General features: G+C 50.1%; 7 protein-coding genes. 6 read left to right on the top strand and 1 reads right to left on the bottom strand.

The window, feature by feature from the left end:
- Positions 1-226: 226 nt before the first annotated feature.
- Positions 227-1,549 carry a metallophosphoesterase gene (locus HALNA_RS19365; protein WP_245576022.1) on the bottom strand — a complete coding sequence of 441 codons (1,323 nt, stop codon included), beginning with the start codon at positions 1,547-1,549 and terminating at the stop codon, positions 227-229.
- A 95-nt stretch (positions 1,550-1,644) separates the two neighbouring features.
- On the opposite strand from HALNA_RS19365, the gene HALNA_RS09585 reads away from it, so the two are divergent.
- From HALNA_RS09585 to pglX, 6 genes are all read left to right on the top strand, one after another.
- On the top strand, positions 1,645-2,301 hold the full coding sequence (locus HALNA_RS09585) for a BrxE family protein (protein WP_049936159.1): 657 nt from the start codon (positions 1,645-1,647) through the stop codon (positions 2,299-2,301).
- A 9-nt stretch (positions 2,302-2,310) separates the two neighbouring features.
- Entirely contained in the window at positions 2,311-3,123 is an 813-nt protein-coding gene (locus HALNA_RS09580) for a BrxA family protein (protein ID WP_049936158.1), read from the top strand.
- Positions 3,113-3,682, top strand: coding sequence for a BREX protein BrxB domain-containing protein (locus HALNA_RS09575; protein ID WP_049936157.1), 570 nt, complete (start codon positions 3,113-3,115; stop codon positions 3,680-3,682). Before HALNA_RS09580 ends, HALNA_RS09575 begins: the two co-directional genes overlap by 11 nt.
- Positions 3,675-7,322 (top strand): BREX system P-loop protein BrxC, encoded by a 3,648-nt coding sequence (gene brxC / locus HALNA_RS09570; RefSeq protein WP_049936156.1) that lies wholly within the window; start codon positions 3,675-3,677, stop codon positions 7,320-7,322. The genes HALNA_RS09575 and brxC overlap by 8 nt, the downstream gene beginning before the upstream one ends.
- 102 nt (positions 7,323-7,424) lie before the next feature.
- Positions 7,425-8,372, top strand: a complete 948-nt coding sequence (locus HALNA_RS09565; RefSeq protein ID WP_049936155.1) for a PDDEXK family nuclease — start codon at positions 7,425-7,427, stop codon at positions 8,370-8,372.
- A 198-nt stretch (positions 8,373-8,570) separates the two neighbouring features.
- A complete protein-coding gene (gene pglX, locus HALNA_RS09560; protein WP_049936154.1) occupies positions 8,571-12,275 on the top strand; it encodes a BREX-1 system adenine-specific DNA-methyltransferase PglX in 3,705 nt (1,234 codons plus the stop codon).
- Positions 12,276-12,510: the final 235 nt, after the last annotated feature.

The following is a 12,510-nucleotide window of genomic DNA, read 5'->3' as shown; positions in this document are numbered from 1 at the left end:
AAGAGATGAATGTACCGGCAGCTGAAGCGTGAGTTGAATTTATCGCAAAAACTAGCTGAACACTATATCCGAATTCGGAATCATCACTCCCGGGATTCTAGCTTTATGCCGATATATTCCCAATAGGAATCCTATTCCTAATTGGAAAGAAAAGACGACGAACCCGCCGAGTGGTCTTCACCTCAGGGACGAGAGAATCAACGTGGCGCTCGCAATTCTGTCCCGTTCACAGGAAATGCCGTGCTGATGAAATACCCCTATCGGACATCGTGAGTTCAGTCACAAACGCATCTCGGTTGCGATACGGTTCGCTAATCCGCATCGCGGGTCCAGTATAGTATACTGGCGTTCCGTTCTTCGATTGGAATGTATATCCGTTGCTGAAATCCCCATTCTTCGGCCGGTGTTCGTCGCCAATCAGAACACAATCGAACGAGACCTCGGACTGTGACAGTAGCAAATCGAGATCAATATCGGCCTTAGAGCGCCGATACGGCGGGAAGCTGTCGTGAAGACATAACACATTCAGCCCATCCTGCGATGGAGTGAATGCGACCTCGGTTGCTTCCCATGATCGTGACTGATATGACCCAACATCGTCGATGCCGACGTTTCCTGCCGAAATCCCGTACAGATTCAGTCCAGTGTCACCGAGTTTCGAGGGCCGGGTCGAGAGTTCTGTTAGTACGCCACGCTGGATTTGCTTCTTTAGCCATGCAATTCCGTTGACGGAATCCTGATATTGAGGTCGGTAAGCATCGTGATCATGTGAGCCGATAATACAGTATACCGGGATGTTATGGGTCGCCAGTAGCGTCAACTCAAACTCGATAGCATCGAGCGTTTCTTGATCGACTTCATGGTCGAGAATATCCCCTGTGTGTACAACTGCGTCGACGCCCAAATCGATAGCATTTGTTCGAATCTGTTTGAAGGTATCTGTACTTGACAGCTCTCGAATCCACGACACAGTAGCGCCGCTGCCGGTTGTTATCCGGTTCTCGTACCCGAGGTGCGTGTCGCTGACGAAGAGGAGCTTCGCTTGCCCACACGATTTACTCTTCCGAGATTGTCCGGGGGACACTTGTGAAACTTGACTCGGGTCAAGCAACGTTGTGACGCCAACACCGGGAGATTCAGCAGATGGTTCAGCGGGGAATTCTGCGAGAAGTGCAATTGCTTTGTCGACAGTTGTTTCGTTGACTTCCGCAGGTAGGACCGTCTCAGATTTCGGTGCAATCGGGACCATCGCGCCCGATGGGAAATATTCCCTGTCTTGGGGACGGGGCTGTTCAACCTGAATCGCGGAAAATTCCGTGATTCGAGTCCCATTGCCATGTGTTTTGACTCGGTCTCTGCGGTACTCGTCGTTCCGGCGATTCTGCTGCTTGCCGTAACACGTTGCATCCTCCGCCAGTAACTCGCCCCCGTACAGCACCGACTCTAATGCTAGTTTCCACTCCGGGTTGGTATGCGCTGGTAGCGAATCGTACAGGACTGATAGACCGTCATACAGCTCGATTAGTTCTTTGTCCGGAGAAACTACCATTAGCTCTAATCAAGAACACTACCCCATGATATGAATTCGGGGATATTTACCCGTGAGGCGTTGGTTCTAAACCCTCTCCAATCGTGTCGGAGTGTATGGCATCTACGGACGTCGTTGAGGCATTCACCTCAACAAAAAAAATCCTCTATGAGTGCGGACTCACTGACGACTTTTTTCTCGACCTCGTGGCATCTCGACTTCTGATAGAGCGCATCGGCGAGACGAATAACCAAGGCTGGTGGGAATCTCGCATCCTCTCAGAGACAGGACGTATTCGGCTATCAGAGGTCGCGCCAAAAACGCGTCTGAAATCACAGATCGACCTCGCACTGAAGGTTGGGCGGAAAGCAGAGTCGGATAGGCTCCCAGAAGATTCCATCTCTCTCTTCTCGTTTGGGCCACAGATGGAATCTCGGCTTACTGCTGCGATCGATGAGATCGAAGCCGATGAGAACGTCTCGTTTGAGGAGCTTGAGAATCTAACCGTATCGACCTTAGAGGAAGGGTGGACAGACCCCGTCATTGAACAGACGGAAGCAAATATTTCAGGAGAAGCTGGTTCCCATTCCCTTCCCGAATCGGATGCAGGTGATACCATCTTGGTCGACGAAGACGGCTATACCCAGGATAAAATAGACCTGGAAAAGTGGAGACTTCTTGTGGCGTTTTTGCGAGGGTATGGCCGCTGTACCAACAGCTTACAAGTAGCGTACTATCCACTTGAGTCAGAAGTTAAACCGGAAAACGCGTGATGGATTCGTATGAGTAACGAACACCTCGATCCAGAAGACGAGACAGAATCTGAACCCGAAGAAAGCCTCGACCCCAAAATCGCGCATCACAGTACGTATATCGACGAAACAAAGCGTATCCTGCGCACCTACGCCGAATGTGAGTCGTATGATGAACTGGAGCACCGGGTCGTCGAGGAAAACATTCTGAATAAGAACACCGATGAGTATCGAACGAACATCCTCCGCGAAGTCACGCGTCGACATATTCCTGACAAAGAGGAATACACCGAAACACCGCTAATGAAGGTCATGTCGGCCGATATCCGTAGCGACGTGACTGATTGGTGCCTCTACTACGAATTCGCACAAGACCCATTCATCCGCCTCGTCACCGAGGATTTCCTCTATCCAGAATTCGAACGGGGGACTCTCTCGGTCCAGGCAGTGGATATCGTCGAGTTCATCCAATCGATACAAGCGAACTACACGGACTTACAGGAGCGCTCAGAATCGACGATAAACGAAGCTGCTACGAAATACCTCACTTCTCTCCGGAACTTCGGTCTCTTAGAAGGCACTCAACGAAAGGAGTTTGCCGTCACCTACGTTCCGGATGAGACTATTGCGTATGTCGTCTACCGCCTCTTCGAAAAAGGAGCGAAATCCGCGTCAGAAATTATTGAGCACGAGGACTGGAAGCTCCTCCTCATGAACGAATCTGAGGTGCAACGGCGACTTCGTGACATCTCCCCCGAATACGTGTCCTACGAGAAACGCGGGTCCACAGAACGACTGATTCGAAAGTACGACAGCATGGAGGAACTGATTGATGCCTTCTGATTTCCAAGAACGGCTTGAAGAGGTCGAACGACTTGTTCGGGATGACAGAGACGAGGTCGGGAAGCGAGCGGGCGTCCCATTCATTGTCTTCACCTACGACCCTGCCGATGAAATCGAGGTGGACGAGGAGGTTCGAAACCTCATCAGCAAACTTGAATTTCACGACCAGGATATCGCGGCAATCGATATGCGAGAGCTAGTGTTTGCGACACTCGAAGACCGTGGCATCTTGGAGAACGTGATTGACCTCGAACGACGTGATAGAGAGCAATTACTTGACGGGCTGAAATCGTCGCTATTAGATGATGGCAAGATGGGAAAGTTGGCATCCGAGATTGCAACACAGGCAGAAGACGCTGATACCGTAGTCGTCTACCGAATGGGTATCCTCTACCCATTTGCCAGTGCCTCCACACTGATGGGGCAACTGGAGACGAATACCCCAGACGACACCCCCATTGTGTTCTGTTATCCGGCGAGGGTCGATGACAAGAGTTTAAGATTCCTCGATGAATCTGAGGGAACATATTACCGCGCAAGGGTAATTGGACATGAGTGACACAACCTCCTCCGATCAGATTCACGAAATCTTCTATCGACCGATTAATCGGAAGATTGACCGTGTCGTCAAAGTCGATAATGACGATCCGAGCGTCGTCAAGAAAGAACTCGAAGAGTACATCCTCACCCCGCAACTTGAACGGCACTTCTCTGACGCTCTAGAAGCCGTCATCGATACCGAGCACACACAGACGGAAGACGTCGGCATGTGGGTCTCGGGGTTCTTCGGCTCTGGGAAGAGTCACTTCATGAAGATCCTCGGCCACGTCTTGGAAAACCATGAATTCGAGGAGGCTCAAGCAGCCGATATGTTCCGAGATCGCATCGAAGGCAACGAGATGCTCGACGGTGCGGTCTCCTCTGTCACGCAGAAATTCGACTCGGAGGTGTTGATGTTCCAGATCGGCGCAAAAGCCGATGCGTCCGGCAGTGAATCTATCACCGAGATTATTCACCGAGAGTTCAACACATCACGTGGCTACGCGTCGATGCCTTGGGTCGCGGAGATGGAGCAAGAACTCGAATCCCGAGGAGTCTACGACGACTTCGTCCAGGCTATCGAGGCAAACACTGGGAAAGACTGGACAGAGGCCCGGAAGGACGCCATGTTCGTTCGCTCGGATATGGAAACCGCGTTAGCCGAAGCGACCAACGAATTCGACAACGAAGAAGACGCCGCCCGTGCGGTTGACGATGTCAAGGAGAACGTCCGAATCGATGCCTCCACACTTGCCGGTGACATCGTCGACCACGTCGAACAACGAGAAAAGGAGACAGGGGACAACTGTCGCTACTTCGTCTTCATCGACGAGATTTCCCAATTCATCGGTGACGACGGCCAACTTCTCTTAGAACTACAGAGCATCGTCGAGCAATTCGGTCTCAAAGGGAAGGGGAAGGTCTTCCTCGGCGTTACCTCCCAAGAACAACTCCAGCAGCTGATTCCAGGCGTCCTTGAGAAAGAAGCCGAGGAATCGAAGGTCATCGACCGCTTCCCGCACCGGTTCGACCTCACCTCCGAAAACCTCGACAAAGTCGTCCGGGACCGTGTCCTCAGCAAGAAAGGCGAATTCAGAGGTAGAATAGGCAATCTCTACGACGAGCACGAAGGCATTCTTTCGGCCCGATACAAACTAGACTCTAGTCAGAGTCTGAAACCGATCACCCGAGAGAACTTCATCGACTGCTATCCGTTCCTTCCTTACCAACTTGACATCCTTCCAGAGATGTTCAAGGCTCTCGGCAAAGGATCGGACGACCAGCTCGCTGGGAGCGAACGGACGCTGATTGACGTCACGCAAAGCGTTCTCAAAGATGAGGAACATCTGTATAACGACGAACTCGGGGCCCTCGTCACGCTGGATATGATTTTCGACGAGATTAGCAATGACATCCCCAGCAGTGACGTCAAATCTATCCGCGAAGCCAAACCGAAGGATGCCGACCCGGAAATCTCACGACGCGTTCTCAAATCGCTCTATCTCCTCCAGCAACTGTCGTGGATTCCGAACACTGCGGACAATATTGCGACGTCACTCCAGCGTGAACTCGGCCCGACCCAGCAGCTGGAGGGTGACGTCGAAGACACGCTCGACGCTCTCGTCGACGCCGGGTACGTCGGTCGAAGCGAGGAGGGGTATCGGTTCCTTCGAGAAACCGAGCGTGAGCTCGAAAACGAAATCAAGGGAATCGAAGTCGGTCCCGGCGATATCCGTCGTTCATCCAAACGGTTCCTGAACGACATTCTCGACGAAACCTCGCGTGTCAACTACCAGGGTCAAACCTTCCAGCTGAATCTCAATATAGACGACGAGGAAATCAGCTCGAAGGGCTATATTGACCTGAAAACCTACTCACCGATCTATCAGCGGTACGAAGACGTTGATCCAGACAGACTGAAGACACAGAGCTTCAGTGAGGACGGGACACTCTACTGGATTGCTGACGACGAGAAGCAACACGACATCTACGAGAAACTCAAGTCGATATTCCAGATTAACACCGTTGTCAAAGAAAAGCGAGGCAACGAACTCAGCCAAGAGGAACAGGAGGCCCTCGGACAGAAACAGGAGGATCTGCAGCGTCTCCGCAACGAGGCCGAACGCGAGTTCAAACGCAGTTTCCAGAAGGGGACACTTATCTACAACGGTGATACCGATGAGTTCGACGAAACCAATACCTCGCTAAGCTCTCTCGTTTCGCGGAAGGCGGACAGTGCCATCCCGAAAGTATTCACCGACTTCAAGCACGGGTCCGCGTCAGTCAAGGATCGACATATCTCGGAGATATTCGGCGATCTTCAGGGCTCGTCGAACCCCTCGGTGTTCACCGAACTGGGAGTCGTTCAGGACGGCGAACTCATCGCCGAGGCACGGATTGCGTCGGAAGTTGAAGACGAAATCCAGAGCCGCGAGAAAGCGGGTGAAAACCGGACCGGTAGCGACCTGATCGACCACTTCGCAGAGCCACCCTATGGATGGAGCCGAGAGGTCGTCAGGCTTGCCGCTGCGGTCCTCTTCCGGAACGGGTCGATTATCCCGACCTACAAAGAGCGGACGTACGGCACGTACACCGAAGACGGAGCACAGGAACTGTTCACCCAAGTCACGAAGTTCAAGTCGACCTCGTTCGACGAACGGGAAACCGTCGACATAGACACGCGGACAGCTGCGAAAAATCTGCTTGACCGGCTGTTCGACCGCAAGGTCAAATCAACCGACCAAGCAGTCGACGAAGGCATTCGGGAGGAAGCAAACGACTGGGAATCGACGACGAGCACCCTCCTCTCACAACTTCGGCGGGTAGATTTCCCGCTCACTAACGAGGTTGACCAGTTCCAAACACGGTTGAACAACCTGATTCAACAGCCCACTTCGGCCAAGCGAATCAAGAAGTTCGTCGAGTTCGAGAGCGAATTAGAGGGACTCGCCAAAACGGCAAAGGATGTCGCCGAATTCTGCGGCGAGACAAGCGGAGAGAACCACCTCAAGGAGTACGAGACGATCCAGCGGTTCATGTCGACCGAATGGGAGACGCTCATTGACGAGGCGGATGACCACACCGCACATATCGACGTCGGAGATGACGCTCGTGAGGCCGCTAACCGGGTCAAGAACACATTGGACACGGAGGGTGTTATCGACCAGTGGACCGACGTCAAGACGGATTATCGAACGGCAGCTGAGGCCTTCGCCTCGACGTACGAAGCGCTGTACGAGAAACGATACGAGACGTACACCCAGTCAATCAAGACGGTCAAGGATTATGCTGGCGACGATATCGATGACGCTGACCTCGACTCGGCGCTCTCTGACCTGAAAGAACGCCAGGGGGACGGGTCGGTCGATCTGGATATCTCGAACAAGGAGCACATCAACCCGAATCCCTCGCTCACACGGCTCATCGAGCACATTCAGACGGCCGATTCGTACGAGAACGGTGCGAAAACCGAAATCGATGATCTGGGTGGAGGCGGTGGCGGTGATGGAACGATCCGCGAAAGCATAGACGTCGACGATATCTTCGGGAGTATCGTCGTGACCGAACCAGCGGATATCGAAGCTCCGATCGGCGAACTCCGAGACGAGGTCGAGGATCTCCTCGATCAAGAGGGCGATGTGGAGATTCGGTTTCGATAACCACTAGTTATCCACCCACTGAAATCTCGAAAGAGACCTCTCTGCCGAGAACGGAGCAATTGCGACAAACGTTATGTCAATTGGCGTGTGTTCAAATATTGGATGACAGATTATCACCTATTAAAATCCGGCCACAAAGAGTTCTTCCCGTACTGGAATCAGGAAAATATCATCTCCATCGGATGGGAAGATGCTTCAAAACTGGTGTATGAAGGCGCACCAGACAGTGACGTACGCGAAGTCTGTGAAAAGTACCACCAGAGTCCGGGATACATCTTGAACGTGCTGAAATGCTTTGCCGGTCGCTCTGGTGGGGATAGGACACCAATGAGTGAAGGTGATATCGTCATCGTTGACGGACAAAAGGATATCCGGGGGGAAAGTGTGATTCGAGGAATTGCTGAAATAGGAGAAATCAAAAAGTGGGACACTCGAATCGACGACGAGTTCCCGCATCTTCTCTACCGTGAGGTAGAATGGTGCTACAATGATGGACCCGTGGCAAAAAAGGAACTTTCCACAAAATTCCAGATGGGAGGCAGTGCCTCAACTCATCTGCCAAGCACGATTCAGGAATGGAACCCGGACGGCGATGCCCATACAGCGTTGCAGGAGCTAGTTGAGGATCTCAAAGACGCACCATTGATCCAGCCGAAGACGTACGATTTCGAGTTTAGTGAACGAGTTATCCAAGAGCATATCGCCGACCATCCAGAGCAATTCCAAGAAGATCTTGAAATCTCTTCGGGAAAGATTGAACAAGAGTACCGCACGAAAAGCGGCGATTTCGCTGATTTCGTTGTACTTCCGAGTGGTGAGGAGATTACAGTCGCCGAAACAAAAATTGATGCTGCAGGCCCTAAGGCTGCAAAACAGCTCCGCGAATATATCGAAGACCTGCAGGCAGAACACGATGGACACGTACGAGGAGTCCTAATCGCGGAAGAGTTCTATGACTACGAAGGAATTGAAGATGAAATCGGCGACCACGATATCACTCTTCACCGGTATCACGTCACTCTAGACTACGAGCAGGTTCAGATGGATTGAACCTGCCGTAACATCGGCTGGGGACCAATGGGATACCTTCGTTCTTCAATATCTCGCGACGAGCGAGCTAAGATATTCCCTTCCCACAAGTATAAGACTCACCGACCGCTTGACGGTGGTATGTCATCGCGGGCGGGAACCACGACACAGCGTGCTGTCATCCCGCCCGCTTCGTGGCTGTACGCACCTCTCTAATCCATGTCCACAACACACGGTCAACCAGGCCTTTCCTCGGAACGTCGCTCGACGATTCGAAGCACCATCCTCAGTACGCGCCACACCCTCGAAGATGAACTTCGACGGCAGCTCGAAAAGTATGGCATCTACGAGGACAAGCGTCTCCCGCTCGAAGATCTCTCTCACCTATCCGTTGAAGAGCGCCATACTCGACGAACGCTGGACGCTGCCATCGAACGGGAACTCGAATCCACCGAAGGCGACCTAGAGCGCTCGATCACCAACTACGTCCGCGAAGCGACGAAGACCTACCTCAACCGCTTTGTCGCGCTGAAAACCATCGAGGTTCGGGGCCTCGTCGAGGAAACCATCACCGAACGCCCGGAGTACGGCAACCGGTCGTACATGCATCACACTGTGGCGGAGATCGCCGGCGAGCTAACCAATGCTCCCGACGACGGCTTCGGTGCCACACTTGACCTTGCGTATCAGGAGATCGGTGCGGAGATTCGGATGATTTTCGAGGAGTCCGAACACACTGCTATCGACCTCGACGCGCAGGTTCGAGAAGAGGTTCTTGACGAACTGGACGCAATTGACGACGAAGCCTGGGAAAGTGACGAAGCTCTGGGTTGGGTGTACCAGTACTTCGGTGAGGAGGAGCGTGAAGATATTGACGAACGTGTCGATGAGGAGAACTACAAGATAGCTGGAACAGATATCGCTACGAAAACTCAGCTATTCACTCCGCGATACATCGTCGAGTGGATGGTCGATAACTCTCTCGGGCGAACGTGGCTCGAAATGCAGGGTGAACAGACGAATATTGACGATGAAGAGAATTGCTTCTACCTTGCCCCCCTGGAAGACTCCTTGATTGATCGGGAGACAGAGGCGGTAGAGGATATATCGGTGCTTGACCCTGCCTGTGGTAGTGGTCATATGCTATTCTATGCATTCGATGTGCTATACCAAATGTATCTGGAAGAGGGAAAAACGCCTGAAAAATACATCCCTCGTGAGATCCTGAAGAATAATCTCTATGGAATCGATATTGACTCTGGTGCAGCACAGATTGCTGCCCTGTCACTGTATCTGAAGGCCAAAGAACAGTCACCAGATGTTGCTATCCCTCAAATAAATATTGTCTCAGCCGATGCAGTACTCATCAACGGGGACAGAAAACAGGATATTTTAGATAGGGCCCGTTCTGATTTAGAGAAAGAAATTCTGGAGCAGATTTGGCGGAGTTTCAGCAATATTCGGGAATTCGGAAGCTTGGTTCGTGTAGAGGAGCGAATTGAAGAAATCCTAGACCAGCATAAAGAAGCCATTCAGGAATCTGGCCAAGTGAAATTCACTAATGAGGGATCCTTTGCAACACAAACAGCATTTGTTTCTGAAGAAGGAGGTGAAGAATCATGGAACCAAGTGAAAAACAGACTGTTGGAAGAAATTAGTGATTTGGCCTCTGAAGCTCTTGATCGTAATAACCCTATTGAGGAGATGTTTGCTGAGGAAGTAGGGAAAACAGTTGAATTGCTCGACCTACTCGTCGGCCAATACGAGATCGTTGTCAGTAATCCACCCTATCTCAACAGCAGTAAAATGTCGGAGGAGCTGAAAAGCTTCACCCGAGATAACTATCACGGATATCGTGATTTGTACTCTTGCTTTTTACAGCGTGTGCCAGAATTGACAACTTATTCTGGATATTCTGTAACAATCACCCCAGAAACATTTATGTATCTGCGAAGCTTTGAAGATCTCCGCGATTACTTGCTAGATGAAACAACAATTATTGAATCTGCCCATCTCTCAAATAGAGATGAGGACTATATGAACGTTTGTCACCTTTCTAATCCCGATCAAAAGACGAAGTTAGAATATGCTAAGTTTGACAGAGTGGTTGGAATGGAGGATAAACGGAGTGGCCTAAATTCAATGGTCTCTAAATATAGAAATACAGGCGCAAGCGAACGGGTATTTGAGGTATCTCAATCGACTTTCGCTGGAATTCGAGGATCACCCTTCACCTATTGGTATGGTGCAGATGTTCTCTCTATCTTTGATGACTCAAAGAATTTTGATGAGATAGTGGATATTGAATCTGGTGTGAAAACGGGCAATAACGACAAACTCCTTCGAAAGTCGTGGGAAGTCCCTCCTTCAGAGATCGGCGACCGGTATCGAGCCTCTATTCGGTCGGAGAATTCGCTGCCTTATCATGACGAAACAACCTATCTAGTTGACTGGAAGGGTGAGGGATCGTATATTGAAAAGCAGGGAGAAAAGCATGGCAACCAGTATTTCTTCGGCGATAAGTCCCGCATCGGCGAAGAATGTGCCGCCTTCCAGAAGAATAGCAAATATTTCGTGTCAAGGTACGTGAAAGAGGGAGAGATCCCAGATAATCAAATGTACAGAGTTCACCCTGATTCCGGTGATATACCTTACATTAATGGATGGATGAACTCTGCCCTCATAAGATATGTAATTGAAGGATTCAATCCTTCTGCGAACTTCCAGAAATACGACGTGAAGCGCTTGCCATTCAAAGAAGACGACATTTCATTCGCAAGGGTAGAGCCACTACATAATCTCATCGTGACTGAGATTGATAAGAAGAGTGCTCAGATGGAAGAGACTCTTCAATTCTCGTCTTCAAAGTTTTCTGCGGCGCTCGACGGTAATATACAAAATACCATATCGCAGATCTGGGAGAAGGATAAACTCGCAGAAGCAGCTAGGTTGGTTGCGGGCGGATTAATCGACGAGGAGGTCATGGATGTATATGATCTCAATGAAGATACTCGTGAGAGGATTTACTCAGAAATTCTATCTAACCCGAGTAGATTCCCTCATGTCAAGAATAGTGGGCAGATTCGCCACGAATTGCTAAAAGATGAGATAGACCCCGTCAGACTTGACGAACAAGAATACCAGTCACTAGTTAAGTCAGTCTCCAACTCAAAATCTGATGATTTCCGAGAAATTTGCGAAGATCACGAGATATCGCCATATACAGTCGTCAACATTTTCCTGAACGAGGAGGAATGTGATGTCACAAGTGACGAAGAAATAACGGAACGAATTGTATCTTACCTGCTCGGCGAACTTCTTGGACGTTGGAATAATGAAAGCGAGGAGTTAATCTTTGTATTTGAAGATGATTCAGAGGCGGTTGATAGCCAAATACAACAGATTCTTAATGACTACTTCATGGACGCTGACACTGCTAGAACCTTCATTGAATCTAATTTAGGGAGATCGATTGAAGATTGGCTTCGGAATCGATTCTTCAGATACCATCATACGAACAACTATAAGAGGAGAGGTCAACGGATTCCGGTCTATTGGCAGCTTGAAAGCCCAGGTGGGGCATTTAGCTGCTTCCTCTACTATCATGATATTGACCAGAATACGTTGCCGAAGCTTCGAGGTCAATATATCGATTCACGGATTGAAGAGCTTGAAAACGAACTCCAAGTACTGAGTGCACAGATTGAGGAGGAGAATCCAGATAAGAATATGCTAAACCGGAAAGAAAAAGTTGAGCATGATCTTAATGACATCCGATCATTCCAAGAAATAATCGACCAGATGATTAATGATGGGTTGTCTGTTGACGTCGAGGATGGAATTTGGGAAAATATCAAAGAATGGGATCAGTATGAAGTTCTTGAAACCGGATTGCCGAAATTGAAATCAAGCTATTCACGGTAGGCGTGGAAGCATCCTTTCGACAGACTTCTCCACCGGATCTGAGCAATCTTTATTGGATGGTTGTTCGAAGCCTTCGAAGAGTACGGGAATGAGCAATTCAAACTCATCCATCATTTCGTCGATCGAGGAACAAACTGGGGTATTGTATGACCCAGATGAGGAAACTATCTCATTTTCCGGATCTGGAAATAGCACGGACCATTTTGTCTCTTTATTTGAATATCTTGTCAATAAT

This window comes from Haloplanus natans DSM 17983, from assembly GCF_000427685.1.
GTDB classification, from domain to species: domain Archaea; phylum Halobacteriota; class Halobacteria; order Halobacteriales; family Haloferacaceae; genus Haloplanus; species Haloplanus natans.
This window is presented reverse-complemented; position numbering and strand designations above follow the sequence as displayed.

Excerpts from the sequence above, each read along its gene's own strand:
- HALNA_RS19365 (WP_245576022.1), bottom strand. The coding sequence starts at position 1,549 with ATGGTAGTTTCTCCGGACAAAGAACTAATCGAGCTGTATGACGGTCTA.
- HALNA_RS09585 (WP_049936159.1), top strand. The coding sequence starts at position 1,645 with ATGGCATCTACGGACGTCGTTGAGGCATTCACCTCAACAAAAAAAATC.
- HALNA_RS09580 (WP_049936158.1), top strand. The coding sequence starts at position 2,311 with ATGAGTAACGAACACCTCGATCCAGAAGACGAGACAGAATCTGAACCC.
- HALNA_RS09575 (WP_049936157.1), top strand. The coding sequence starts at position 3,113 with ATGCCTTCTGATTTCCAAGAACGGCTTGAAGAGGTCGAACGACTTGTT.
- brxC (WP_049936156.1), top strand. The coding sequence starts at position 3,675 with ATGAGTGACACAACCTCCTCCGATCAGATTCACGAAATCTTCTATCGA.
- HALNA_RS09565 (WP_049936155.1), top strand. The coding sequence starts at position 7,425 with ATGACAGATTATCACCTATTAAAATCCGGCCACAAAGAGTTCTTCCCG.
- pglX (WP_049936154.1), top strand. The coding sequence starts at position 8,571 with ATGTCCACAACACACGGTCAACCAGGCCTTTCCTCGGAACGTCGCTCG.